The 24,178-nt window shown below is 73.9% G+C and carries 21 protein-coding genes and 1 pseudogene; 9 read left to right on the forward strand and 13 right to left on the reverse strand.

What is annotated here, in order from left to right; translation table 11 throughout:
- Positions 1 to 15: 15 nt before the first annotated feature.
- Genes ACGF13_RS00065 through hutU form a run of 3 tightly spaced genes read right to left on the reverse strand, consistent with a single transcriptional unit; the run spans position 16 to position 4,237 of the window.
- On the reverse strand, positions 16 to 1,368 hold the full coding sequence (locus ACGF13_RS00065) for a formimidoylglutamate deiminase (RefSeq protein WP_392868728.1): 1,353 nt from the start codon (positions 1,366 to 1,368) through the stop codon (positions 16 to 18).
- On the reverse strand, positions 1,365 to 2,546 hold the full coding sequence (locus tag ACGF13_RS00070; protein ID WP_392868730.1) for an allantoate amidohydrolase: 1,182 nt from the start codon (positions 2,544 to 2,546) through the stop codon (positions 1,365 to 1,367). Before ACGF13_RS00070 ends, ACGF13_RS00065 begins: the two co-directional genes overlap by 4 nt.
- A gap of 17 nt (positions 2,547 to 2,563) precedes the next feature.
- Complete coding sequence (gene hutU / locus ACGF13_RS00075) at positions 2,564 to 4,237, reverse strand: urocanate hydratase (RefSeq protein WP_392868732.1); 1,674 nt, start codon at positions 4,235 to 4,237, stop codon at positions 2,564 to 2,566.
- Positions 4,238 to 4,448: 211 nt separating this feature from the next.
- Here hutU and ACGF13_RS00080 point away from each other — a divergent pair, with 211 nt between their 5' ends.
- Positions 4,449 to 5,006 carry a Uma2 family endonuclease gene (locus tag ACGF13_RS00080; RefSeq protein WP_392868734.1) on the forward strand — a complete coding sequence of 186 codons (558 nt, stop codon included), beginning with the start codon at positions 4,449 to 4,451 and terminating at the stop codon, positions 5,004 to 5,006.
- Between the two features lies 1 nt (position 5,007).
- On the opposite strand, the gene ACGF13_RS00085 is transcribed toward ACGF13_RS00080, so the two are convergent.
- Together ACGF13_RS00085 and ACGF13_RS00090 are read right to left on the reverse strand one after the other, a co-directional pair.
- Entirely contained in the window at positions 5,008 to 5,328 is a 321-nt protein-coding gene (locus ACGF13_RS00085) for a hypothetical protein (RefSeq protein ID WP_392867027.1), read from the reverse strand.
- A gap of 62 nt (positions 5,329 to 5,390) precedes the next feature.
- Positions 5,391 to 6,260 (reverse strand): MurR/RpiR family transcriptional regulator, encoded by an 870-nt coding sequence (locus ACGF13_RS00090; protein ID WP_392867030.1) that lies wholly within the window; start codon positions 6,258 to 6,260, stop codon positions 5,391 to 5,393.
- Positions 6,261 to 6,513: 253 nt separating this feature from the next.
- Here ACGF13_RS00090 and ACGF13_RS00095 point away from each other — a divergent pair, with 253 nt between their 5' ends.
- Positions 6,514 to 6,948, forward strand: a complete 435-nt coding sequence (locus ACGF13_RS00095; protein WP_392867033.1) for a hypothetical protein — start codon at positions 6,514 to 6,516, stop codon at positions 6,946 to 6,948.
- Between the two features lie 32 nt (positions 6,949 to 6,980).
- On the opposite strand, the gene hutH is transcribed toward ACGF13_RS00095, so the two are convergent.
- Together hutH and ACGF13_RS00105 are read right to left on the reverse strand one after the other, a co-directional pair.
- The gene (gene hutH / locus ACGF13_RS00100) at positions 6,981 to 8,558 is read right to left on the reverse strand and encodes a histidine ammonia-lyase (RefSeq protein WP_392867035.1); all 1,578 of its coding nucleotides are present in this window, start codon (positions 8,556 to 8,558) and stop codon (positions 6,981 to 6,983) included.
- A 114-nt stretch (positions 8,559 to 8,672) separates the two neighbouring features.
- On the reverse strand, positions 8,673 to 9,839 hold the full coding sequence (locus ACGF13_RS00105) for a macrolide family glycosyltransferase (protein WP_392868736.1): 1,167 nt from the start codon (positions 9,837 to 9,839) through the stop codon (positions 8,673 to 8,675).
- Positions 9,840 to 9,961: 122 nt separating this feature from the next.
- Here ACGF13_RS00105 and ACGF13_RS00110 point away from each other — a divergent pair, with 122 nt between their 5' ends.
- Positions 9,962 to 10,582, forward strand: coding sequence for a TetR/AcrR family transcriptional regulator (locus ACGF13_RS00110; protein WP_392867038.1), 621 nt, complete (start codon positions 9,962 to 9,964; stop codon positions 10,580 to 10,582).
- Here ACGF13_RS00110 and ACGF13_RS00115 read toward each other — a convergent pair.
- From ACGF13_RS00115 to ACGF13_RS00130, 4 genes and pseudogenes are all read right to left on the reverse strand, one after another.
- Complete coding sequence (locus ACGF13_RS00115; RefSeq protein ID WP_392867041.1) at positions 10,545 to 10,931, reverse strand: hypothetical protein; 387 nt, start codon at positions 10,929 to 10,931, stop codon at positions 10,545 to 10,547. The genes ACGF13_RS00110 and ACGF13_RS00115 overlap by 38 nt on opposite strands.
- Positions 10,932 to 11,687: 756 nt before the next feature.
- A pseudogene (locus ACGF13_RS00120) lies at positions 11,688 to 12,845 on the reverse strand (diguanylate cyclase domain-containing protein); the annotation flags it as partial.
- A gap of 382 nt (positions 12,846 to 13,227) precedes the next feature.
- Positions 13,228 to 14,352, reverse strand: coding sequence for an adenylate/guanylate cyclase domain-containing protein (locus ACGF13_RS00125; RefSeq protein ID WP_392867044.1), 1,125 nt, complete (start codon positions 14,350 to 14,352; stop codon positions 13,228 to 13,230).
- Positions 14,353 to 14,525: 173 nt separating this feature from the next.
- On the reverse strand, positions 14,526 to 15,419 hold the full coding sequence (locus ACGF13_RS00130; protein ID WP_392867047.1) for a biotin--[acetyl-CoA-carboxylase] ligase: 894 nt from the start codon (positions 15,417 to 15,419) through the stop codon (positions 14,526 to 14,528).
- A gap of 288 nt (positions 15,420 to 15,707) precedes the next feature.
- Between ACGF13_RS00130 and ACGF13_RS00135 the strand changes: the two genes are divergently transcribed.
- The 6 genes from ACGF13_RS00135 (at position 15,708) to ACGF13_RS00160 (ending at position 21,337) form a co-directional block, all read left to right on the forward strand.
- Positions 15,708 to 17,297: an acyl-CoA carboxylase subunit beta gene (locus tag ACGF13_RS00135; RefSeq protein WP_392867050.1), complete on the forward strand. Its 1,590-nt coding sequence runs from the start codon at positions 15,708 to 15,710 to the stop codon at positions 17,295 to 17,297.
- Between the two features lie 29 nt (positions 17,298 to 17,326).
- Positions 17,327 to 17,548: an acyl-CoA carboxylase subunit epsilon gene (locus ACGF13_RS00140; RefSeq protein WP_392867052.1), complete on the forward strand. Its 222-nt coding sequence runs from the start codon at positions 17,327 to 17,329 to the stop codon at positions 17,546 to 17,548.
- A gap of 126 nt (positions 17,549 to 17,674) precedes the next feature.
- Entirely contained in the window at positions 17,675 to 17,815 is a 141-nt protein-coding gene (gene mmpB, locus ACGF13_RS00145) for a morphogenic membrane protein MmpB (RefSeq protein ID WP_392867055.1), read from the forward strand.
- Between the two features lie 47 nt (positions 17,816 to 17,862).
- Positions 17,863 to 18,474 (forward strand): nucleoside triphosphate pyrophosphatase, encoded by a 612-nt coding sequence (locus ACGF13_RS00150; protein ID WP_392867058.1) that lies wholly within the window; start codon positions 17,863 to 17,865, stop codon positions 18,472 to 18,474.
- A gap of 117 nt (positions 18,475 to 18,591) precedes the next feature.
- Positions 18,592 to 19,326, forward strand: a complete 735-nt coding sequence (locus ACGF13_RS00155) for a hypothetical protein (protein ID WP_392867060.1) — start codon at positions 18,592 to 18,594, stop codon at positions 19,324 to 19,326.
- A gap of 235 nt (positions 19,327 to 19,561) precedes the next feature.
- Entirely contained in the window at positions 19,562 to 21,337 is a 1,776-nt protein-coding gene (locus tag ACGF13_RS00160) for an acetyl/propionyl/methylcrotonyl-CoA carboxylase subunit alpha (RefSeq protein ID WP_392867063.1), read from the forward strand.
- A gap of 94 nt (positions 21,338 to 21,431) precedes the next feature.
- Here ACGF13_RS00160 and ACGF13_RS00165 read toward each other — a convergent pair whose 3' ends face one another.
- Positions 21,432 to 22,388: a DeoR/GlpR family DNA-binding transcription regulator gene (locus ACGF13_RS00165; RefSeq protein WP_392868737.1), complete on the reverse strand. Its 957-nt coding sequence runs from the start codon at positions 22,386 to 22,388 to the stop codon at positions 21,432 to 21,434.
- Between the two features lie 237 nt (positions 22,389 to 22,625).
- The gene (locus tag ACGF13_RS00170) at positions 22,626 to 24,080 is read right to left on the reverse strand and encodes an NAD(P)H-quinone dehydrogenase (protein ID WP_392867066.1); all 1,455 of its coding nucleotides are present in this window, start codon (positions 24,078 to 24,080) and stop codon (positions 22,626 to 22,628) included.
- Positions 24,081 to 24,178 lie beyond the last annotated feature (98 nt).

Consider the following 24,178-nt stretch of genomic DNA (forward strand, 5'->3'; position numbering starts at 1 on the left):
TGGGGAATCTCTGGGTCAGCAGTCCAGCGCGCCGATCGCGGAGCGCAGGGCGCCCGGCACGTCGGCCACCAGCCGGTGCTCGCCGTCCCGGACGACGTGCCGGCCGCCGACCACCACGTGCCGCACGTCCGCCGCCGAGGCCGCGAAGACCGCGATCTCGGCGCCGAGCCGGGGCGGCGGTCCGGCCGTCCGGACGGTGTCCAGCGCGATCACCGTGAAGTCGGCGAGCGCCCCCGCCTCGATCCGTCCGGCCTCCGGCCAGCCGAGCGAGGCGTGCCCGTCCTCGGTGCCGGCCCGCAGCAGGGCGCCGGCCGTCCAGTGGCCGCGGGTGCGGGTGCGCAGCCGCTCGTCCAGCTCCAGCGCCCGGGCCTCCTCGAACGGGTCGATCACCGCGTGGCTGTCGCTGCCCAGGGTGATCGGGGTGCCCGCCGAGGCGAGCCGGCGGGCCGGGCCGATGCCGTCCGCGAGGTCCCGCTCGGTGGTGGGGCACATGCAGACCGTGGTGGAGGATTCGGTGAGCAGCCGGACGTCCTCGTCGGTCAGGTGGGTGGCGTGCACGGCCGAGGTGCGCGGGCCGAGCGCGCCGTGGTCGGCGAGCAGCCGGGTCGGGGTGACGCCGTGGGCGGCCAGGCAGGCGTCGTTCTCGGCGGTCTGCTCGGACAGGTGGACGTGCAGCGGCGCCCCGCGCGTCGCCGCCCAGTGCGCGACGGTGCCCAGCTGCTCGGCCGGGACGGCCCGCACCGAGTGGATGGCGGCGCCGATCCGGGCGTGCTCGCGCGGCTTGAGCGCGTCCGCCCGGGCCGCCCAGGCCTGCGCGTCGCCGTCGCTGAACCGCTGCTGCGGCTCGGTCGGCTCGGCGCCGAAGCCGGAGGAGAGGTAGCAGGTGTCCAGCAGGGTGATCCGGATGCCGGCCCGGGCGGCGGCCTCGATCAGCGCCTCGCCCATCGCGTTCGGATCGGTGTACCGGGCGCCGCCGGGCGCGTGGTGCAGGTAGTGGAACTCGCCGACGGCGGTGATGCCGGCCAGCGCCATCTCGGCGTAGACGGCGGTGGCGAGTTCCAGGTAGCGGTCCGGGTCCAGCGCGCCGGCGAACCGGTACATGGTGTCGCGCCAGGTCCAGAAGGTGCCGGAGCCGACCTGGACGTGCCCGCGCAGCGCCCGGTGGAAGGCGTGCGAGTGGGCGTTGGCCTGGCCGGGCAGCAGCAGCCCGTCGAGCCGGACGACGCCGGGCGGGCAGGGGCCGCTGTCCGGGGTGACGGCGGCGATCGTCCCGCCGGGGCCGGTGGTGATCAGCACGTCCTGCCCGACCGCCGGCCCGTCGTCGTGCGGCAGCCAGGCGTACTGCGCCCAGTACGTCGTCGTGGTCACTGACACGCCAGGTCCTCCAGTACGTCGGCGAGGGCGGCGACCCCGGCCAGGCAGTCGTCCCGCTCGGCGTACTCGGCCGGGGAGTGCGAGACGCCGGTGGGGTTGCGCACGAACAGCATGGCGGTCGGGACGGCGGAGGCCAGGATGCCGGCGTCGTGCCCCGCGCCGGTGGGCAGCACCGGGGCGTCCAGCAGCTCGGCCATCCGGTCGCGCAGCGGCCCGTCGAAGTCCACCACCGGGGTGTAGGACTCGCGGGTCAGCTCGACCCGGACGCCGTCGCGTTCGCCGCGCTCGGCGGCGGCCTGCTCGATCTCGGCGACCAGCGCGGTGAGGGTGCGCTCGTCGGCCGCCCGGGAGTCCAGCCAGCCGCGCACCAGCGAGGCGATCGCGTTGGTGCCGTTGGGTTCGACGGCGACCTTGCCGAAGGTGGCCAGCGCGCCCGCCAGCCGGGCCTTCTTGCGGGCGGCGAGCACCGTGTTGGCGTAGGTCAGCATCGGGTCGCGGCGGTCCTCGATCCGGGTGGTGCCGGCGTGGTTGGCCTCGCCGTGGAAGTCGAACCGCCAGCGGCCGTGCGGCCAGATCGCGCCGGCCACGCCGACCGGCTGCCCCTCGGCGAGGAAGCGGCCCTGCTCGACGTGGAGTTCGACGAAGGCGCCGATCCGGGCCAGCCGGTCGTCGTCCGCGCCGATCGCGGTCGGGTCGTAGCCGGCCTTCTCCATCGCGTCGGGCAGCCGGACGCCGTCGGCGTCGCGCAGCCCGTACGCCTGCTCGCGGCCGAGGACGCCGGCGGTCAGCCGGGAGCCGATGCAGGCCACGCCGAACCGGGCACCCTCCTCGTCGCCGAAGTTGACGATCGCCAGGGGCTTGGTGAACTCGGCGCCACGGGAGCGCAGTTCGTCCAGCGCGGCGAAGGAGGAGACCACGCCGAGCGGGCCGTCGAAGGCGCCGCCGTCCGGGACGGAGTCCAGGTGCGAGCCGGTGACGACCGCCCCCTGCCCGTTCGGGTCGCCCAGCCAGGCCCACTGGTTGCCGTTGCGGTCCAGCTCGTACGCGAGGCCGCGGCCGCGGGCCTGCTCCTCGAACCAGGCGCGGCACTCGGCGTCGGCGGAGTTCCAGGCGAAGCGGCGGTAGCCGCCGGAGGAGGCGGAGCGGCCCACGGGGAGCAGCTCCGCCCACATCTCCTCGAACCCGGATGTCACAGCTCGCCCATGGGGCTGTGCTGGTTCATGGGGATGTGGACACCACGCTCGGCGGCGACCTCGGCGGCCCGGTCGTAGCCGGCGTCCACGTGCCGGATGACGCCCATGCCCGGGTCGTTGGTGAGCACCCTGCGGATCTTCTCCCCGGCGAGGGCCGTGCCGTCGGCGACGGTGACCTGGCCGGCGTGGATCGAGCGGCCGATGCCGACGCCGCCGCCGTGGTGGATGGAGACCCAGGAGGCGCCGGAGGCCACGTTGACCATGGCGTTGAGCAGCGGCCAGTCGGCGATCGCGTCGGAGCCGTCCAGCATCGCCTCGGTCTCCCGGTACGGGGAGGCGACCGAGCCGCAGTCCAGGTGGTCGCGGCCGATGACGATCGGGGCGGACAGCTCGCCGGAGGCGACCATGTCGTTGAAGCGCTCGCCGGCCTTGTCGCGCTCGCCGTAGCCGAGCCAGCAGATCCGCGCCGGCAGGCCCTGGAAGTGCACCTTCTCCTGGGCCAGCTTGATCCAGCGGGCCAGCGACTCGTTCTCCGGGAAGAGGTCGAGGACGGCCTTGTCGGTCTTGTGGATGTCCTGCGGGTCGCCGGACAGCGCCGCCCAGCGGAACGGGCCCTTGCCCTCGCAGAACAGCGGGCGGATGTACGCCGGGACGAAGCCCGGGAAGGCGAAGGCACGGTCGTAGCCGGCCAGTTGGGCCTCGCCGCGGATCGAGTTGCCGTAGTCGAAGACCTCGGCGCCGCGGTCCAGGAAGCCGACCATCGCCTCGACGTGCCGGGCCATCGACTCGCGCGCCCGCAGGGTGAACTCGGCGGGCTTGGCGGCGGCGTAGTCCGCCATGTCCTCGAAGGCCACGCCGACCGGCAGGTAGCTGAGCGGGTCGTGGGCGCTGGTCTGGTCGGTGACGATGTCGATCGGCGCGTCCATCGCGAGCAGCTGCGGGACCAGCTCGGCGGCGTTGCCCAGCACGCCGATGGAGAGCGGCTGCTTCCTGTCGCGGGCCGCGGTGGCGAGCTCCAGCGCGTGGGAGAGGTCCTTGGCCTCGACGTCCAGGTAGCGGTGCTCGATCCGGCGGGAGATCCGGGACGGGTCGCAGTCGATGCAGATCGCCACGCCGCCGTTCATGGTGACGGCCAGCGGCTGGGCGCCGCCCATCCCGCCGAGGCCGGCGGTGAGGGTGATGGTGCCCTCCAGCGAGCCGTTGTACCGCTTGTTGGCGACGGCGGCGAAGGTCTCGTAGGTGCCCTGGAGGATGCCCTGGGTGCCGATGTAGATCCACGAGCCGGCGGTCATCTGCCCGTACATGGTGAGCCCGAGGCTCTCCAGCCGGCGGAACTCCTCCCAGTTGGCCCAGTCGCCGACCAGGTTGGAGTTGGCGATCAGCACCCGGGGCGCCCACTCGTGGGTCTGCATCACGCCGACCGGGCGGCCGGACTGGACCAGCATGGTCTCGTCCTGCTTCAGCCCCTCCAGCGTCCTCACCATGGCGTCGAAGGACCGCCAGTCCCGCGCCGCCTTGCCCGTGCCGCCGTACACCACCAGCTTGGACGGGTGCTCGGCCACCTCCGGATCGAGGTTGTTCATCAGCATCCGCAGGGCCGCCTCCTGCTGCCACCCCTGCGCCGTCAGCCCCGTCCCACGCGCCGCGCGCACCTCACGCGGCCCGCTCACCTGCTGCTGCACCATGTCCCGGCCTCCCTGCGGATGGATTCATTCAAGCTTGGTTCGGCTGAATATATCCAAACAATCAATTCTCGACCAGACCCCGAAACAATCCGATCAGCCACGGCGTCGGTCGACTTGCCGCGCTAGCCTGAACCCGGCGAACACCAGCCACTCGGCCCAGCACCAGGGAGCGGAGGACAGGATGACGGCCATCACCATGCGGCCCGGCAGACTCCGGGATGTGGCGGAGGAGATCGAGCGGAGCACAGGACTTCGCGTCCAGATCATCGGAGGAACCCTGGTGATGTCCCCGACACCCCGCGGCAAGCACGCGGGGACCACCAAGCGCCTGTCCCGCCAGCTCGACGCCGGACTCCCCGACAGCCTGGGCGCCTACGAGGTCTCGTCGATCACCATGCCCGACAATGCCGAGGACTATGCGACACCCGACCTCGTCGTCCTGCCGCGTGACTGGGAGGACGACGACGAGTGGCTGGCCGACCCGCACGATGTCGAATTGGCCGTGGAGGTTATTTCGACCTCCGAGCGGGTCAGCCTCATCGCCGCCAAGACCAGCTGGTACGCGGTCGCAGGCGTGCCGACCCTCCTCACGGTCGACCCCCGCAAGGGCGCCTGGACACTCCACACCCGCCCCCGCGACGGCGAGTACCAGGGCGTCCTGCACGGCAAGTACGGCGAGCCCGTCCCGCTGCCCGCGCCACTGCCCGCCGAGCTGGACACCTCCGGCCTTCCGCTGTACGCGCCCCGCGACTGAATCAGGCCGCCGCGCCGCCGTCCCAGTCGATGCCGATCTCGGCGAGCCAGCGGCGGTCGTCGGCGTCCGGGGCGGGCGGGGACGGCGGACGGGGGATGTTCTGGACAGGGCCGAGGCCGTACTTCTCGGCGGCCGCGGCGGCGCGGGCGTCGTGTTCGATGACGCCGACGTGGACGGCCGACTCGTCGCCCGGGTCGAGGACGGTCAGTTCGAGGTCGGGCAGGCGCCGCAGGGTGACGCGGCGGCCGCAGGTGGGGCAGGACCACTCGTCGGCGCCGGAGGACAGGCGGGCGACGAACTTCATCTCGTGGATCACGCGCATGGGTGACACCCCCTGTAGGAGGGGATGCCCGGGTCCGTGACGGCTACTCCCCCGCCCCGCCACTACTCCAGGAACAGCCCGCGCGCCGCCGCGGACTGCTCGATCGCCTCCAACCTGGCTTCGGCGCCCGGGAGTTCGTCGCACATGGACTGCAGCAGCACCCGGCCGAGCATCATCGGCGCGCACGCGGTGTCGAAGACCAGCCCGGTGCCTACGGCGGCCGGCAGCATCAGGTCGGACAGCTTGGCGACCGGCGCGAAGGCGCTGTCGGCCACGGTGAGCACCGTCAGCCCGCACTCGCGGGCGACCGTCAGCGCGTCCATCAGCTCCCGCGGGTAGCGCGGCAGCGCGAAGCAGAGCAGCGCGCTGGCCCCGGCCGCCCGGGCCTGTTCCAGCCGGTCGGCGAGCATGCTGCCGCCCTCGTCCAGCAGCCGGATGTCCGGGTGCACCTTGGCCGCGAAGTAGGCGAAGCCCCGCGCCTGCGCCGAGGCGGCCCGCAGTCCGAGCACCGGCAGCGGGCGGGAGGCGGCGAGCAGCCGGGCGGCCCGGGTGATCGGCTCCGGGTCGGCGAGGAGTTCGGCGAGGTGGCGCAGGTGGGCGATCTCGGCGAGCACGGCCTGCTGGTGCTCGTTGCGCACCGCGTCGTCCGGGCTCTCCGGCGCGCCCTGGTCGCCGCCGCCGAGTTCGCGCAGCTGCTTGCGCAGCGCGGGGTAGCCGTCGTACCCGAGCGCGACCGCGAAGCGGGTGACGGACGGCTGGCTGACGCCCGCGAGTTCGGCGACCTCCACGCTGGACAGGAACGGCGCCTCGGTGGCGTGCCGCACCAGCGAGTGGGCGATCCGGCGCTGGGTCGGCGTCAGCCGGTGCCCTTCGAACAGCTGGAGCAGCCGGGCGGAGGGTCCGACGCTGCCGGTCTCGTCGGTGGCGGTCATCAGCGGTACCTCCGGGTGCGAGCGGTTCGGACGACGACTGTGCAGGAGCGGGCCGCGGCTGGCAAAGACGTCTCGTACGGCGGGACGTCCGGTGAGACGTCCCGCGGTTCGGTTGGTTCGGGAGCCGCGGCGGTCCGGCGGCCCCGCCGGGTTCGGGGCGCCCCTTGGGGGAACCCTGATTTGTCCCTGAGCCCGCCCGGATTCCTCCCGCGAACGGATGGACCGGACGTCCCGGCGGCCTCACGCTTGCTCCATGGACACTCGTCAGGACGAACTGCGGCGCGACCTCGACGCCACCCTCCAGGCCCGCAAGGAGCTCGGCAAGGAGTACGAGGACGCACTCGTCGACTCCTTCGTGAAGCGGCTCGACGCCCGGCTGGACGCCCGGGTCGACCGGTCGGTGGCCGAGCGGATGGACGACTACGAGCCGTCCCACCGGGGCCGGGGCGGGCGCCGGGACCGCGACCGCCCGTCGACCTCCGGCCGGGCCGGCAACCGACTGGCGGTGGTCTCGCTCGCTCTCGGCATCCCGCTGACCGCGATCGCCGGCAACCCCGAGACCGGTGGCTTCGCCGGCCTGCTGGCCTGCTGGGCGGGCATCGTCGGGGTCAACTTCGCGGCCGCGCTGGGCAACCGCCGCGACCGCCGGGACGAGCGGGACCGCCGCCCGCGGGGGGACTGGGACTGAGCCCCGGTCACCCCCGCGGAGGCGGCACCGGCTCAGGCCAGCGGGCCGGTGACCCGCTCGACCGCCCGCACCAGCGCACCGGAGGCGACCAGCTCGGCGGCCGCCTCCAGGTCCGGCGAGAGGAAGCGGTCGCGGCCGGCGCCGCCGACCCCCGCCTCCCGGGCGGCGGCCAGCGCGGCCGCGGTGGCCGGGGCGAGCCCGGCGACCCCGTCGGCCTGCTGACGGATCTCCAGCGCGCGGGCGGACGCGGTGAGTTCGACGGCCAGGATGCGGCCGAGGTTGGCCACCGCCTGGCGCAGCTTGCGCGCGGCCGACCAGCCCATCGACACGTGGTCCTCCTGCATCGCGGAGGAGGGGATCGAGTCGACCGAGGCCGGGACGGCGAGCCGCTTGTTCTCGCTGACCAGCGCCGCCTGGGTGTACTGGGCGATCATCAGGCCGGAGTCCACGCCCGGGTCGTCGGCCAGGAAGGCCGGCAGGCCGTGCGAGCGGGCCTTGTCGAGCAGCCGGTCGGTGCGGCGCTCGGAGATCGAGCCGAGGTCGGCGGCGGCGATGGCGAGGAAGTCCAGCACGTACGCGACCGGGGCGCCGTGGAAGTTGCCGTTGGACTCCACCCGGCCGTCCGGCAGCACCACCGGGTTGTCGACCGAGGCGGCCAGCTCGCGGTCGGCGACCAGCCGGGCGTGCGCCAGGGTGTCCCGGCCGGCACCGGCGACCTGCGGGGCACAGCGGATCGAGTAGGCGTCCTGGACGCGCGGGGCGTCGTCCTGGTGGTGGCCGGTGAGCCCGGAGCCCTTGAGGACGGCGAGCATGTTGGCGGCGCTGAGCGCCTGGCCCGGGTGCGGGCGGATCGGGGCGTGCAGTTCGGGGGCGAGCACCTTGTCGGTGCCGAGCAGCGCCTCCAGGCTCATCGCCGCGGTGATGTCGGCGGTGGTGAACAGCCGCTGGAGGTCGGCGATGGCCATCACCAGCATGCCGAGCATGCCGTCGGTGCCGTTGATGAGGGCGAGGCCCTCCTTCTCCAGCAGCTCGACCGGCGCTATCCCGGCGGCGGCGAGCAGTTCGGCGGCGGGCTTCTCCACGCCGTCCGGGCCGGTGGCGGTGCCTTCGCCCATCAGGACCAGTGCGCAGTGCGAGAGCGGCGCGAGGTCACCGGAGCAGCCGAGCGAGCCGAACTCCCGCACCACCGGGGTGATGCCCGCGTTGAGCAGGGCGGCCATGGTCTGCGCGACCAGCGGCCGGACGCCGGTGCGGCCGGAGGCCAGCGTCTTCATCCGCAGGAACATCAGCGCGCGGACCACCTCGCGCTCGACCGCGGGCCCCATGCCGGCGGCGTGCGAGCGCACCAGCGACCGCTGCAGCTGGGCGCGCAGTTCGGGGCTGATGTGGCGCACGGCGAGCGCGCCGAAGCCGGTCGACACGCCGTAGACGGGACGCGGCTCGGCCGCGAGGGCGTCGATCCGCGCGCGGGCGGCCGCCATCTCGGCCTGCGCGTCGGGGCCGATCTCGACCCGGGCGTCGCCCCGGGCGACGGACAGGACGTCCTCGGCGCTGACGTCGGCCTTGCCGACCAGGACCAGCGGAGCGTCGGGGGCCACAGCACTGTGCATATCCATATACACCATCACATCAGGTGAATGAAGATATGACAACAGGTGCTCGCCATCCGGATTCTCCGCCCTCCGGATCGACATCGCACGCCGTGGCCCCCGTCGGCCCCGCACTCACTTCACGAGTTCCGCCTCGATCAGGTCGACCGCCCGGACGGTGCCGCCCTCGGCCCGCCCGGCGGCGGACAGCTCCCGCAGCCGCTCGGCCACCGCCGGGTCGCCGACCAGCTCCAGCAGCGCCGCGCGCAGCGCCTCCGGGGTGGCCTGCTCGGTGTCCAGCCGGCGGGCGACACCGAGGCCCACCAGAGCGTCCGCGTTGGCGAACTGGTCGACGGCCTGCGGCACCGCGATCATCGGCACCGCATGGAACAGCCCCTCGCTGGATCCGCCCATGCCCGCGTGGGTGACGAAGGCGTCCGCCTGGGAGAGCACGGACAGCTGCGGCACCCACCGGTGCACCTCGACGGTGTCCGGCACCTCGCCGAGCTCGGCCGGGTCCGTGTGCGCGCCGATCTGCAGCATCGTGTGCCAGCCCGGCAGGTCGCCGAAGGCCTGGACGCAGGCGCGGTAGAACGCCGGATGGTGGGTGAACGCCGAACCCAGCGAGACCAGCAGCACCTTCTCCGCGCCGGCCGGCCGCTGCCACCGCCCCTGGTGGGCGCGGTCGCCGAAGCAGGGCCCGACGAAGCTGATCCGCTGTTCGTCGACCCGGTCGGCGTTGGGCTGCAGGGCGCGCGGGACGAGCGCGATCGCCCGCTCCGGACGGCCCTTGAAGGCCTCCACGTCGCGCTGCACCGCGCCGGCCTCGACCAGCCAGTCGGCGAACCGGCGGTGGTGCTCGGGGCCGCCGGGGCCGGTGCGGATCGCCTCGAAGACCTCGGCCATGTCCTCCTCGACGCCCTCCCAGCCGACGAAGGTGGACGACAGCTGCACCACCGGCACCCCCAGCCGCTCGCCGAGCGCCCGGCCGGCGAAGCCCGCGATGTCGTAGAGCACCAGGTCGGGGCGGTCGTCCTCGAAGGCCTCCAGCAGGACGGACCACGCCGCCAGCGTGTCGTCCAGGAAGACGTCCTGGATCGCCACCGGGTCCACCGGCCAGCCGCCGGGGTCGTCGGTGAGCGGCAGCTTCGTCGGGTACGGGACGAGGGCGGCTCCGGTGGACTCGACGGTCTCGCGGAAGGAGGGGTCGTTGAGGTAGCTGACCCGGTGGCCCCGGGCGACCAGCTCGGCGATCACGGCGAGGCTCGGGTTGACGTGCCCGTGGGCCGGTACGGAGACCATCAGGATGTGTGCGGGGCGGTTCACGGGCACCTCCGGGATAGCGAATGAGACGAGACGTTCCGTCTCGCATGTCTTGAGAAGACAATACGTCTCGTCTCGTCATTCCGCATAGACTTTTCCCCATGGCTTCCAGAACCGCCCCCGACCCCGCCCGCCGCAGCGAGCGCGCCCGCGCCGCCGTCCTCGCCGCCGCCACCGAACTCGTCGCCGAAGTCGGCTACGGCAAGCTGACCATCGAGGCGATCGCCGCCCGGGCCGGCGTCGGCAAGCAGACCATCTACCGGTGGTGGCCCTCGAAGGGCGCCGTCGTCTTCGACGCCTTCCTCGCCGTCGGCGAGCACGACGGCGGCCTCGCCCTCCCCGACACCGGCGACCTCGCCGCCGACCTCCGCGCCGTCCTGCGCCCCACCAGCGACGAGCTCCGCGACCCGGGCACCGACCGCACCTACCGGGCGATCGTCGCCGAGATCCTCAACGACCCGGCGCTGCACACCGAGTACCGCACCCGCCTGCTGGACCCCCTGCTGGAGGTCACCCGCGACCGCCTGCGCAGCGCCCGCGAGGCCGGCCAGATCGCCGCCGACGCCGACCTCGACCTGGCCGTCGAACTGGTCTACGGCCCGATCTACTACCGCTGGCAGTACCGGCTCGGCCCGCTCACCCACGAGCACGCCGACCGCCTGGTCGACGCCGCCCTACGGGCCCTCAACCCGCCTGTGAACGGAGCCGGCTCCGACGCCTGAACCAGAACACCGCCAGCACCACGGCCAGCACGCAGAGCAGCAGGACGACGCCGAACCAGGTGAACAGCCCGCCGAACCCGCCGTGGGAGCCGTGCCGCACCGTGCGCTTCCTCGACTTCGACACGGACAGCGTGGACTCCGTGATCCGGTGCGCCGCCTCGGAGGCCCGCGGCTGAGGCGCCCGCTCGGGCGCCGTCCGCACCGCCCCGGCCGTCCGCACCGCCCCGGCCGTCCGCACCGCCCCGGCCGCCCGCACCGCCGGCACCGCCGACGCCGGGGCGGCCCCCGCCACCGCGCCCCCGAGCACCAGCACCCCGGCCACCGCCGCACCCGCCCACCGTCCACCCACGGCCGAACCCCCCGTTCCCCGGAAAACCGTCGCCCCACCTTCCACCACCCCGCCCGCCCCCGGCATCCCCCGGGCGCCGACCGCGACCCGCCCGGGACACCCCCGTCACCGAATCCGCACACGGCGGCGGCCGGACCCGGACCCGGGCCGGGGCCACCGGCCGGCGGGCCTCAGGGCGAACCGCCCGCCTCACACCACCGGCGGCGAGGCCGGCCCCGACAGGGCGACCGAGACCAGGGCGCGCATGGCGCAGGCGGCCTGGCCCAGCGGCAGGGTGGCGTCGTCGGCGAAGAGCTCCACCAGCCAGCCGCCCGCCGGGTTCTGGCCGCCGGCGGCGACCATGCCCCGGTAGCCGGAGACGACCAGCATCGCCTCCTCCGCCGGGTCGTTGCCGGCCGCGCCCGCCCGCAGGGCGAAGGCGCCGCCGCGGACGGCCCGGCGGGTCATCGGGTAGTGCCGGAGGTCGAAGACCGCGTCGGGGGCCTCGATCTGGGCCCGCTGGGTCTCGGCGCGGACGCTGCTGGGGCCGCTGGTCATCCGGTAGACGGCGTGCTGGGAGGTGCGCATCAGGTGGGAGCCGGGCGGGACGTACGAGACCCACCAGCCGACGGCGTCCAGCAGCCGGGCGGAGGCCTCGGCGACCACGACCAGCTTGCCGAGGGTGTCCGCCGGGTGGACGGCCCGGGTCAGGGCGGCCTGGTCGAGGGAGGCGAGCACCGCGGTGAGCAGCTGCCCCGGGTCGGCGCTGCGGGCGGCGCCCCGGAACCGCCGCCGGTCGCCCGCGCCGGCCCGGCCGCCCGGCGCGCGCCGCCCGTCCGCCCGGTGGTGCGGGTCGGCGGCGTCGGCGAGCAGCACCGTGGGGTCGGGCGAGAAGCCGGGGCCGTGGCTGCGCCCGGCGACCACGGGGTGGGCGGCCCGGGCGGCCTTGGCCCGGTACTGGGCGGCGTCGGCGAGCCGGAACAGCCGGTCGGGGGTGGTGACGGGCCCGATCGAGTCCCCGGTGGAGGCGACCCCGCAGGCCACGCCCTCGCCCTCGGAGAGCGCGAGCGCCCGGGCGCACAGCTCCTCGGCGACGGCGACCACCTCGTCGGCCTTCTGACCCTCCACCAGCAGGCAGAACTCGTCGCCGCCGAGCCGCGCGGCGAGGCTGCCGGGGAGCTTGGCGGCGGCCAGCGAGAGCTGGTGGGCGAACCGTTCCAGCAGCCGGTCGCCCATCTCGTGGCCGAGCTGGTCGTTGACCCGCTTCAGTCCGTTGACGTCGCAGACCACCAGCGAGACCACGGTGCCGTCCCGGTTGTGCGCCTCCAGCGCGCTCTCCAGCCGGGCGTCGACGGCCCGCCGGTTGGCCAGGCCGGTGAGCGGGTCGGAGAAGGCGAGCCGGCGCAGGTCGGCGAGGCGCTCGGTCTGCGCCAGCCCGGCCGAGACCTGGGCGGCGAGCAGCGTCGCGTAGTCGGCGTCGGCCTCGGTGAACTCGGGCATCCCGGCGGACCGGGCGAGGTACAGCTCGCCCCAGGCCTGGCCGTGCAGCACGATCGGCGCGACCACGCAGCAGGCCCGCCCGCGCCGGCGCAGCGCCGCGGCGCGCTCCTGGCAGTACGCGCCGGCGGTCGGGTGCGCGTGCCCGGCGTGCGGCTCGCTGTTCTCGGCGCTCTGCAGCCAGGCGCGCGGCAGCCGCCCGGTGGTCCAGCGCTCCTCCAGGTACGTGACGATCTCGGGGAAGTCGGCGACCGGGTACGACTCGTCCTCGGGCAGCTCCTCCTCGCCCGGGGCGAGCTCGCCGTGGTTGACCAGGACCCGCAGCCGGCCGGACTCGCGGTCCCAGACCGAGACGGCGGCCATGGTGGCGCCGAGCGCCTCGGTGGCACGGGCGGCGGCGGCCCGGACGGCCTCCAGCGGGGTGAGTGCGGCGGCCATGTCCTGGGCCAGCTCGACCACGGACTGCAGCCTCAGGTCGGGCAGCGGCTCGGGGTGCCGCGGCCCGCCGCGGTCGCAGTCGCAGCCGCGGTCCGTCATGATCGCCTCACTGCTCACCGGCTCGCCTCGCTCCCTGTGCTCGGTCCTGCCAGACCCCCGTCGGCCGGCCGCACCCGACCGGTCGCTTGCACCAAGACTATGGCGGTTTCATTCGGTTATGCCCTGTTTGCCCGGACGGACCGCGGCGCCGTCGGAACGCCCGCCGCCGGGCCCCACCCGTACGGCGCCCGGAGGACCGAACCCACCACGGGGAGGCGCACCCGCGAACGACCGCACCGCGGACGGCTTCCTCCACCCGCACGCCTTCCCCGCCGGCGGGCCGCTATTCGACCTTCAGCCGCCGGGTGAGCAGCCACGGCTCGACCAGCCCGAGCCCCCGCACCGGCCGTCGCCACATCGGCTGCAGGTGGAAGCGGGCCCCGGTGTCCGGGGCCGGCATCGGCAGTCCGGAGGCGGGCATCCCGGCCGCGGCCGACAGCGCCTCGGCCAGGCCGGGCCCCTCCGAGTCGGCCGGGGCGACGCTGCCGTTCTGCTCCAGCGCGGCGGCGAACTCGCCGTCGATCAGCACGGCGTCCTTGGGCGCGATCGAGGTGAGCCGGCTGGCCAGGTTGACGGTGGTGCCGAAGACGTCGCCCATCCGTGAGGTGACCGTGCCGAAGGCCATGCCGACCCGCAGCGGCGGGATGGTCTCGTCCCCGGCCAGCGCCTCGATCAGGCTCAGCGCGATCTCGGCGGCGGTCGCCGGGTCCTCGGAGACGTAGAGGATCTCGTCGCCGAGGGTCTTGATCACCCGGCCGCCCTGGCCGGCGATCAGATCCGAACAGGTGTTCTCGAAGGTCTCGACCAGCTCGCCGAGCTCCTCCTCCTCCAGCCGCCGGGACAACCGGGTGAAGCCGACCAGGTCGGCGAAGCCGACGGCGAGCCGCCCGCTGGTGATCTCGTTGTCCTCGGCGGCCTGCACCACCCGGCCGGTGACCGCCGCCAGCTGGCGCCGCCAGACGTACACCAGGAACTGCTCCAGCTCCGGCAGCAGCAGCTCGACCAGCGGGTACGCGACGTCGGCGCGGGTCAGCCCGGGCTCGACGGACTGGGTGAGGTTCTCCAGGAAGGTGTCCATCTGCCAGCCGGCCAGCCGGGCCGTGGTCTGGCCGGTGGACCGGGCCACCTGGATCGCCATCGACTCGCTGAGCAGCCCGGACTCCACCAGGCCGGCCAGGCGCCGCAGCGCGATCACGTCGCCGTCGGTGAGCGCCCTGGACTGGCCGATGTCGGGGAAGCCCATGGCGCGCCAGAACCGGGTGGCCAGCTCCATCGGGACGTCGGCGGCACGCGCCGCCTGGTACGGGGTGTAGCGGCGCGGCGCGTCCAGGATCAGGCGTTCCAGTTCGAGCGCGACCGTGGGGTCGTTGCTGCCCGCCGTCGCGCCGCTGCTGCCGTCCTCTGCCACCGGTCCGTCCCCGTGCGCTCGCCGCACTCGCCTCGTGTCCTACGTGTCCGGGCGCGCCGTCCGCCACCCGGGCGGACAGTGGCGCGCCTCACACCGCTGCCAGGTGGAATGTTCGCACGGAATCGTCGGATCCGGGGCATCAGCCCGGGTCAAGGGGAGGTGAAGACTGCCGTTCAGCGGGGCTCGGGGCGCACGTGGACCACGTCGCCCGCGCCGACCGCCCGGCGTACGCCGTCGGGAGTACGGACCACCAGTCGCCCGTCGCCGTCCACCGCCACCGCCTCGCCGACCAGCTCGCGGTCGCCCGGCAGGTGCACCTTCACCTGGCGGCCCAGCGTGCTGCAGCGGTCCACGTAGGCGCGCAGCAGGTCACTGGCGTGCGGGTCGCCCGCGGCGGCCGTCCAGTCCCGGTAGAGCTCGGCGAACTCGCGCAGCAGGGCGCGCAGCAGGGTGCCCCGGTCGGTGGTCGAGGCGCCGGCCAGCGCGAGCGAGGCGGCGGTGGGGACGGGCAGCTCCGACTCGCGCAGCGAGACGTTGAGGCCCATGCCGACCACCACCGCGCCGCCGGCCAGCTCGGTGAGGATGCCGCCGAGCTTGCGCTCCGCGCCGTCGATCTCCACCTGGAGGTCGTTGGGCCACTTCAGCCCGACCTCGACCCCGGCGACCCGGCCCAGCGTGCTCGCCGCGGCCACCCCGACCAGGATCGGCAGCCAGCCGTACCGCTCGACCGGCACCTCCTCGGGGCGCAGCAGCACGGACAGGAACAGCCCGGAGCGGGGCGGGGCCGTCCACCGCCGGTCCAGCCGGCCGCGGGCGGCGCTCTGCGCCTCGGCCACCAGCACCGCGCCCTGCCCGGCGCCCGCCGCGGCCCGGGCGGCGAGGTCACTGTTGGTGGAGCCGGTCTCGGAGACGACGTCCAGGGAGGTCCACAGGCCGCCCGGGACGAGCAGGTCGTGGCGCAGCGCCTCCTCGTCCAGCGGCGGACGGTCCAGGTCGGTCCAGGGCGACGGTCCGGCGTGGCCGAAGCCGCGCAGCCCGCTACGGCGGGGGGTCTCGCGATCGGTCATGGGGAAACCCTAGATCGGGTACGGGACGCAGGCCGCCCCATCGTCCCGGCCGGTCATGGGGAAACTCCTGATCGGGCACGGGACGCAGGCCGCCCCATCGTCCCGCAGAACGGGCGGGGACACACTGTGTTGATGGCCATAACGCCAGGACATGACGTATCGCCCTCCGCGCTGGCTACGCTACCCAGCGGTAGTTCGTAGCGCCGCCCTGCCCTCATGCGCGGGCCCACCACCCGGCCCCGCGCGCACTCGAACAGGTCGCGGCCATGGATCAGGGAGAGCCACCGGATGACCGAGGCGCCGTACGACCCCCACACCACCGCCGGCAAGCTCGCCGACCTGCGGCGCAGGCTGGACGAGGCGGTGCACTCCGGCTCCGCGAAGGCCGTGGAGAAGCAGCACGCCAAGGGCAAGCTGACCGCCCGTGAGCGGGTCGTGGAACTGCTGGACGAGGACTCCTTCGTGGAGTTCGACGAGTTCGCCCGGCACCGCTCGACCAACTTCGGCCAGGAGAAGAACCGGCCGTACGGCGACGGCGTGGTGACCGGCTACGGCACCGTGGACGGCCGCCAGGTCGCCGTGTTCGCCCAGGACTTCACCGTCTTCGGCGGCTCGCTCGGCGAGGTCTTCGGCGAGAAGATCGTCAAGGTGATGGACTTCGCGCTGAAGACCGGCTGCCCGGTCATCGGCATCAACGACTCCGGCGGCGCCCGGATCCAGGAGGGCGTGGTCTCGCTCGGCCTGTACGGCGAGATCTTCCGCCGCAACGTGCACGCCTCCGGCGTCATCCCGCAGATCTCGCTGATCATGGGCCCCTGCGCGGGCGGCGCGGTGTACTCCCCCGCGATCACCGACTTCGTGGTGATGGCCGACCGGACCTCGCACATGTTCATCACCGGCCCCGACGTGATCAAGACCGTCACCGGCGAGGACGTCGCGATGGAGGAGCTGGGCGGCGCGCGCACCCACAACACCAAGTCGGGCAACGCCCACTACCTGGCCGCGGACGAGAAGGAGGCGATCGAGTACGTCAAGAGCCTGCTCTCGTACCTGCCCTCCAACAACCTCAGCGACCCGCCGTCCTACCCCGAGCAGGCCGACCTCACGGTCACCGAGGAGGACCTCGAACTCGACACCATCGTGCCGGACTCGGCGAACCAGCCGTACGACATGCGCAAGGTGATCGAGCACATCGTCGACGACGGCGAGTTCCTGGAGACCCAGCCGCTGTACGCGGGCAACATCATCACCGGCTTCGGCCGGGTCGAGGGCCAGTCCGTCGGCATCGTCGGCAGCCAGCCGATGGACCTGGCCGGCTGCCTGGACATCAACGCCAGCGAGAAGGCCGCCCGCTTCATCCGCACCTGCGACTCCTTCAACGTCCCCGTGCTGACCTTCGTGGACGTGCCCGGCTTCCTGCCCGGCACCGAGCAGGAGTGGGACGGCATCATCCGGCGCGGCGCCAAGCTGATCTACGCCTACGCCGAGGCCACCGTCCCGCTGATCACCGTGATCACCCGCAAGGCCTTCGGCGGCGCGTACGACGTCATGGGCTCCAAGCACCTGGGCGCCGACCTCAACCTGGCCTGGCCGACCGCGCAGATCGCCGTGATGGGCGCGCAGGGCGCGGTCAACATCCTGCACCGCCGGGAGATCGCCGAGGCCGAGGCGGCCGGCACCGTCGAGGAGAAGCGGGCCGAGCTGATCGCCTCGTACGAGGACACCCTGCTGAACCCCTACCTGGCGGCCGAACGCGGCTACGTGGACGCGGTGATCGCGCCGAGCGAGACCCGCCGGCACATCGTCCGCGGCCTGCGGGCGCTGCGCGGCAAGCGCGAGGTGCTGCCGCCGAAGAAGCACGGCAACATCCCCCTGTAGGCCCCGTCCCTGTCGGGAGAGAACCAGCCATGTCCCCGATCCACGTACTGCACGGGCAGCCGACCCCCGAGGAGCTGGCCACCGTCCTGGCGGTGGTCCAGGCCCGGGCCGCCGCCGCGCAGGCCGCCGCCGAGGCGGCGCGCCTGGCCGGTGTCGGCCCGGCCTCCCCCTGGAGCGACCGCGCCCGCCTGCTGCGCCCCGCCGTCCGCCCGGGCGTGAACGCCTGGCGGACCTCGGGCTGGGCGCACTGACGTCCGCCGCGCGGGGCGGGAAGCCGGTCGGCTTCCCGCCCCGCGCGCTGTCCGGCGCCCGCTTTGCCCGGAACCTGAGTACGGATACTCAGGCGCCCGCACCCCTGTGCGACGCACCCTGGACGGGTGCTCTGGTCAGATCCCCGTGACGAGCCCTCGCCCGAGGCCCGTCGGATGCAGGAGCGGATGCAACGGGCCGGCAAGGTGCTCGCCGCGCTGGTGCTCGTCGGCGCCGTGCTGATGATGCTCTCCCGCCCGTTCAGCTGAGCCGTTCACCCGAACGGCGGATAGTGGGACCCCCTACCCTGGTGGGCATGACCGACCAGCGCGCCCTCGTCCTCGCCTCCGCCTCCCCCGCCCGCCTCGGGCTGCTGCGCCAGGCGGGCCTCGACCCGCGCGTGGTGGTCAGCGGCGTCGACGAGGACGCGATCACCGCCGCCACCCCCGCCGAGCTCGCGCTCGTCCTGGCCGAGGCCAAGGCGAAGGCCGTCGCCGCCGAGCTCGCCGACGGCGAGCTGGTGATCGGCTGCGACTCCGTCCTGGAGCTGGACGGCCTGGCCCTCGGCAAGCCCGCCGACGCCGCCGAGGCGCTGGCCCGCTGGCAGTCGATGCGCGGACGCGCCGGGGTGCTGCGCACCGGCCACTGCGTGATCGACACCGCGACCGGCTGGCAGTCCTCGGCCACCGCCTCCACCACCGTCCGTTTCGGCACCCCGGACGACGCCGAGATCGCCGCGTACGTGGCCTCCGGCGAACCGCTGCACGTGGCCGGGGCGTTCACCCTGGACGGTCGCTCGGCGCCGTTCGTCGACGGCATCGACGGCGACCCGGGCAACGTCATCGGCCTCTCCCTGCCGCTGCTGCGCCGGCTGCTCGCCGACCTCGACGTCCGCATCACGGACCTGTGGACCCGTACCGGAAGCTGACCGGACGGTCCGGATCCGACAAAAACCGCGCGGCAGACCTGGGTCAACCGACCGACGACAGCCGCAGCCCTCCCTCCATAAGCTGGCCGAGGTCTCGGACGGGGAAGGAGGACGGCGGTGACCGACAGCGTGCTCAACGTGGTGCTCGGCCTGGTGGCCAGCGCGATCAGCGCCGGCCTCGGCTGGCTGGCCCAGGTGCTGCGGCGGCGCCGCAGGACCGAGCGGGTTCGGGAGTTCTTCGGGCTGCCGGGCGGCAGCGAGTGCCTGATCGTGGTGCCGCGCAGCATCGGGACGGGCTCGCACGAGCACACCGTCACCCGGCGCGACGCCTACGCGCTGATGTGGCTGGCCGGGCTGGTCGAGGAGTGCGGGGCGCGGCCAGAACTGGTCGCCCACGACGCCGCGCACCGCGGCCTGGGCGCCAAGACCGAGCTGTGTCTGGGCGGTCCGGTCAGCAACGAGCGGATGGCCGCGCACGTGGCCTGGGGTCTGCCCGGTGTGCTGATCACCTCCGGTCCCGAGCGGGGCAGCAACGTGATCGTGGTCGGCGAACGGGACTTCACCGCCGACCGCGACCAGACCCACACCCTGCTCGCCCGGCTCGCCACCCCGGACGGCGGCCGCCCGGTGTTCCTGGTCTCCGGCCAGACCGGCACCGCCAACCAGGCGGGGGTGCGCTACCTGGTCGCCCACCACCGCGAACTCGCCCGGAAGTACGGGCAGGACGGCACTTTCGCGCTCGTCCTACGGGTGGTCAACCCGGAGGCGTACGGGCCGGACATGGTCGAGGTGGCGGCGGACGTGACGGCCGAGGCGCTGCGGCGGCCGGCCGCCCGTTCCGGCGCCGCTTGAGCGGCCCGCGCGAGACTGTGTCCCATGCCACTTCCCGCCACGCCGCCGCCCGGTCACCCGCCGTGGCCCCCACCGCTCCGGCCGGACCGGCGCCGACCTGCGGCGTCGTCCGCGGGGCCGCCCGCCGGGCCTCGGTAGCCATCACCGAGCGTGTGGGATAGTTCACAACCTGGGGCTACTCGCCGGTACTGCCCAGGAATCCATAAACTCAACGAGGTTCAAGAAGGGAGCCACAGTGCGCAAGGTGCTCATCGCCAACCGCGGGGAAATCGCCGTCCGCGTCGCCAGGGCCTGCTCGGACGCCGGTATCGCCAGCGTCGCCGTCTACGCCGAGCCGGACCGGGATGCGCTGCACGTCCGCGCGGCCGACGAGGCTTACGCGCTGGGCGGTGACACCCCCGCTACCAGCTACCTGGACATCGCCAAGGTCCTGAAGGCGGCCGCCGACTCCGGCGCCGACGCCGTCCACCCCGGCTACGGGTTCCTGTCGGAGAACGCCGACTTCGCCCAGGCCGTCATCGACGCGGGTCTGATCTGGATCGGCCCGCCGCCGCAGGCCATCCGCGACCTCGGCGACAAGGTGACCGCCCGGCACGTCGCCCAGCGCGCCGGCGCCCCGCTGGTCGCCGGCACGCCGGACCCGGTCTCGGGCGCCGACGAGGTCGTCGTCTTCGCGCAGGAGCACGGCCTGCCGGTCGCCATCAAGGCGGCCTTCGGCGGCGGCGGCCGCGGCCTCAAGGTCGCCCGCACGCTCGAGGAGATCCCCGAGCTGTACGAGTCCGCGGTGCGCGAGGCCGTCGCCGCGTTCGGCCGCGGCGAGTGCTTCGTCGAGCGCTACCTCGACAACCCGCGGCACGTGGAGACCCAGTGCCTGGCCGACAAGCACGGCAACGTGGTCGTCGTCTCCACCCGTGACTGCTCGCTGCAGCGCCGCCACCAGAAGCTGGTCGAGGAGGCGCCCGCGCCGTTCCTGACCGCCGAGCAGAACGCCGAGCTGTACCGCGCGTCCAAGGCCATCCTCAAGGAGGCCGGCTACCAGGGCGCCGGCACCTGCGAGTTCCTGGTCGCCGTCGACGGCACGATCTCCTTCCTGGAGGTCAACACCCGTCTGCAGGTGGAGCACCCGGTCACCGAGGAGGTCACCGGCCTCGACCTGGTCCGCGAGATGTTCCGCATCGCCGACGGCGAGGAGCTCGGCTACGACGACCCCGAGGTGCGCGGCCACTCCTTCGAGTTCCGCATCAACGGCGAGGACCCGGGCCGCAACTTCCTGCCCGCCCCCGGCACCGTGACGCTGTTCGCCCCGCCGTCCGGCCCGGGCGTGCGCCTGGACTCCGGCGTGGAGTCGGGTTCGGTCATCGGCCCGGCCTGGGACTCCCTGCTGGCCAAGCTGATCGTCTCCGGCCGCGACCGCAAGCAGGCCCTGGAGCGGGCCCGCCGCGCGCTGAGCGAGTTCAAGGTGGAGGGCATGGCCACCGCCATCCCGTTCCACCAGGCGGTTGTCACCGACCCGGCGTTCGCGCCCGAGGTCCACGGCAGCGACGAGCCGTTCTCGGTCTTCACCCGGTGGATCGAGACCGAGTTCGACAACACCATCCCGCCCTTCGCCGGCACGGCCGGTGACGGCGAGGAGGCCGAGACCCGGGAGACCGTGGTCGTCGAGGTCGGCGGCAAGCGCATCGAGGTCTCCCTGCCGTCCTCGCTCGGCGTCGCGGCCGCCCCGGCCGCCGGTGCGGCGGGTGCCACCAAGGCCAAGCGCCGGGTCGGTGCCAAGAAGGCCGGCTCGGCCGTCAGCGGTGACACCCTGGCCTCGCCGATGCAGGGCACCATCGTCAAGGTCGCCGTGGAGGAGGGCCAGGTCGTCGCCGAGGGCGAGCTGATCGTGGTCCTGGAGGCGATGAAGATGGAGCAGCCGCTGAACGCCCACAAGGCCGGCACCGTCTCCGGCCTCAAGGCCGAGGTCGGCGCGAGCGTCAGCAGCGGCGCCGCGCTCTGCGAGATCAAGGACTGACACCAGCCCTGACCCTCGGACCGGTCCGTACGCCCTTCGGGGGTGTGCGGACCGGTTCGCGTTTCCGAGGCCGTCCTGCGAGGACCGTACGGGCTCAGCGCCCGCGCGGCAGGCCCATCTCGGCCAGCCGGGCCGGCATGCCGCCCGGGCCGGCCGGACCGCCGTGCGCGCCGGGGCGGCGCTGGCCGGGCAGCGGGGCGCCGCCGGGGGGCGGGCCGCCGCGGCGGGCCATCGGGCCCGGCTGGGTCTGGTGCACCGGGCCGCTGCCGGTGCCGTGCACCGGGGCGTCGCCGCTCGGGCCCGCGCCCAGCGGGGCCAGGTCGACCTGCACCCCGCAGTCGGCGAGCGCGTCCAGTTCGCGGACGGTGCCGTCGTCCGCGGTGGCCTGCTCGTCGGTGACCAGCCGGGTGATGGTCTCGGTGGCGACGGTCTGGAACATGCCGGCCGCGCCGAGCTTGGTGTGGTCGGCGAGGACGATCACCTCGGCGGCCGCCAGCACCATTGCCCGGTCCACGCTCGCGGACAGCATGTTCGCCGTCGACAGCCCTCGTTCGGCCGTCAGCCCGCTGCCGGAGATGAAGGCCTTGGTGACCCTCAGCCCCTGCAGCGACTGCTCCGCGCCGCTGCCCACCAACGCGTAGTTGGAGCCGCGCAGGGTGCCTCCGGTCATCACCACCTCGACCCGGTTGGCGTGCGCCAGCGCCTGGGCGACGAGCAGCGAGTTGGTGACCACCGTCAGCCCGGGCACGCGGGCCAGTCGGCGGGCCAGCTCCTGGGTGGTGGTGCCGGCGCCCACCACCACGGCGTCGCCCTCCTCCACCAGGCCGGCGGCGAAGTCCGCGATGGCGCTCTTCTCCGCCGCGGACAGATGGGTCTTCTGCGGGTATCCGGGTTCGCGGCTGAAGCCGCCGGGGAGCACCGCGCCGCCGTGCCGGCGGTCGAGGAGCCCTTCTGCCTCCAGCGCCCGCACGTCACGGCGCACGGTCACTTCGGAGGTCTGGACGACGCGGGCCAACTCCCGGAGCGAGACGGCTCCGTTGGCGCGCACCATTTCGAGGATCAACTGGCGACGTTCTGCAGCAAACACAGAACCGACGGTAACCTGCGTGACCGTCTGCTTTCAGGCGTTTGCAGCTGGTAGCGGGAATTGCTCACGCACGAGCGGCGCGTGACCGTACAATACGCGCCGTCGGCGCCCCCGGAACTGCGCCCGCCGTCCGGGTGACGGCCGTGCCCACGCGAAGGGCGGCCGCCGATCGGCAGCCGCCCTCAACTGTGCGCCGAACGCTCAGGATTCGCCGTCGGCCCGCTTGCGGACGTGCAGCTGCCGGGCGGCCTCGGCGGTCGAGCCGGAGACGGACGGGTAGACGGTGAAGGCGCTGGCCACCTGTTCGACCGTCAGATTGGCGTCCACCGCGAGCGCGATCGGGTGGATCAGCTCGCTGGCCCGCGGGGCGACGACGACGCCGCCGACCACGATGCCGGTGCCCGGGCGGCAGAACAGCTTCACGAAGCCGTCGCGGATGCCCTGCATCTTCGCCCGCGGGTTGCCGCGCAGCGGGAGCTTGACCACGACGGCGTCCATCTTGCCGCACTCCACGTCGGCCGCCGTGTAGCCGACGGTGGCGATCTCCGGGTCGGTGAAGACGTTGGAGGCCACGGTCTTGAGGTTCAGCGGCTGCACCGCGTCGCCGAGCGCGTGGTACATCGCGATCCGGCCCTGCATGGCCGCCACCGAGGCGAGCATGAAGACGCCGGTGCAGTCGCCCGCCGCGTACACGCCGGGGGCGGTGGTGCGGGAGACCCGGTCGACCTGGATCTGGCCCCAGTCGTTGAGCTTGACCCCGGCCTCCTCCAGACCCATGTCGGAGGTGTTGGGGATCGAGCCGACCGCCATCAGGCAGTGGGTGCCCTCGATCACCTTGCCGTCGGCCAGCATGACCTCGACCCGGTCGCCGATCCGCTTGACGCTCTCGGCGCGCGAGCGGCCCATCACGTTCATGCCGCGGCGGCGGAAGACGTCCTCCAGCACCTCGGCGGCGTCCGGGTCCTCGCCCGGCAGCACCCGGTCGCGGCTGGACACCAGGGTCACCTTGGAGCCGAGCGCCTGGTAGGCGCCGGCGAACTCGGCGCCGGTCACACCGGAGCCGACCACGATCAGCTCGCGGGGCAGCTCCTCCAGGTCGTACACCTGGGTCCAGGTGAGGATCCGCTCGCCGTCCGGCTGGGCGTCCGGCAGCTCGCGCGGGTGGGCGCCGGTGGCGATCAGCACCGCGTCGGCGCGCAGCGACTGCACGGTGCCGTCGGGGGCGTCCACCAGCACCTCGCGGGAGCCGTCCACGGCCTGCCCGCCGCCGCCGAGCCGGCCGCGGCCGCGCAGCACGGTGACGCCGGCCCGGGTGACGGACTGGGTGATGTCGTGGGACTGGGCGATGGCCAGCCGCTTCACCCGTCGGTTGACCTTGCCCAGGTCCACGCCGATCACCCGGGCGGCCTGCTCGACGGGCGGGGTGTCGTCCGCGACCAGGATGCCCAGTTCCTCGTACGAGCTGTCGAAGGTGGTCATCACCTCCGCGGTCGCGATCAGGGTCTTCGACGGAACGCAGTCCGTGAGCACCGCCGATCCGCCCAGACCGTCGGTGTCGACGACGGTCACCTCCGCGCCGAGCTGTGCGGCGACCAGGGCCGCCTCGTAGCCGCCGGGTCCGCCACCGATGATCACGATCCGAGTCACGTTCCCCATTGTCCCGCACGCCGGGACCGCCGCCACGCCGGGGTCCGGGCTTCCGTACCTTCGTCCAGTAGCCGCGGCCCGCCCGCCGCCCGGGCTACGCTGGCCCC

This window comes from Kitasatospora sp. NPDC048286 (assembly GCF_043201735.1).
In the GTDB taxonomy this organism is placed as follows: Bacteria; Actinomycetota; Actinomycetes; order Streptomycetales; family Streptomycetaceae; genus Kitasatospora.

Excerpts from the sequence above, each read along its gene's own strand:
- ACGF13_RS00070 (WP_392868730.1), bottom strand. The coding sequence starts at position 2,546 with ATGTGGGCGGAGCTGCTCCCCGTGGGCCGCTCCGCCTCCTCCGGCGGC.
- ACGF13_RS00080 (WP_392868734.1), top strand. The coding sequence starts at position 4,449 with ATGCGGCCCGGCAGACTCCGGGATGTGGCGGAGGAGATCGAGCGGAGC.
- ACGF13_RS00085 (WP_392867027.1), bottom strand. The coding sequence starts at position 5,328 with ATGCGCGTGATCCACGAGATGAAGTTCGTCGCCCGCCTGTCCTCCGGC.
- ACGF13_RS00090 (WP_392867030.1), bottom strand. The coding sequence starts at position 6,260 with ATGACCGCCACCGACGAGACCGGCAGCGTCGGACCCTCCGCCCGGCTG.
- ACGF13_RS00095 (WP_392867033.1), top strand. The coding sequence starts at position 6,514 with ATGGACACTCGTCAGGACGAACTGCGGCGCGACCTCGACGCCACCCTC.
- hutH (WP_392867035.1), bottom strand. The coding sequence starts at position 8,558 with ATGCACAGTGCTGTGGCCCCCGACGCTCCGCTGGTCCTGGTCGGCAAG.
- ACGF13_RS00105 (WP_392868736.1), bottom strand. The coding sequence starts at position 9,839 with ATGGTCTCCGTACCGGCCCACGGGCACGTCAACCCGAGCCTCGCCGTG.
- ACGF13_RS00110 (WP_392867038.1), top strand. The coding sequence starts at position 9,962 with ATGGCTTCCAGAACCGCCCCCGACCCCGCCCGCCGCAGCGAGCGCGCC.
- ACGF13_RS00130 (WP_392867047.1), bottom strand. The coding sequence starts at position 15,419 with ATGACCGATCGCGAGACCCCCCGCCGTAGCGGGCTGCGCGGCTTCGGC.
- ACGF13_RS00135 (WP_392867050.1), top strand. The coding sequence starts at position 15,708 with ATGACCGAGGCGCCGTACGACCCCCACACCACCGCCGGCAAGCTCGCC.
- ACGF13_RS00140 (WP_392867052.1), top strand. The coding sequence starts at position 17,327 with ATGTCCCCGATCCACGTACTGCACGGGCAGCCGACCCCCGAGGAGCTG.
- ACGF13_RS00150 (WP_392867058.1), top strand. The coding sequence starts at position 17,863 with ATGACCGACCAGCGCGCCCTCGTCCTCGCCTCCGCCTCCCCCGCCCGC.
- ACGF13_RS00165 (WP_392868737.1), bottom strand. The coding sequence starts at position 22,388 with ATGGTGCGCGCCAACGGAGCCGTCTCGCTCCGGGAGTTGGCCCGCGTC.
- ACGF13_RS00170 (WP_392867066.1), bottom strand. The coding sequence starts at position 24,080 with ATGGGGAACGTGACTCGGATCGTGATCATCGGTGGCGGACCCGGCGGC.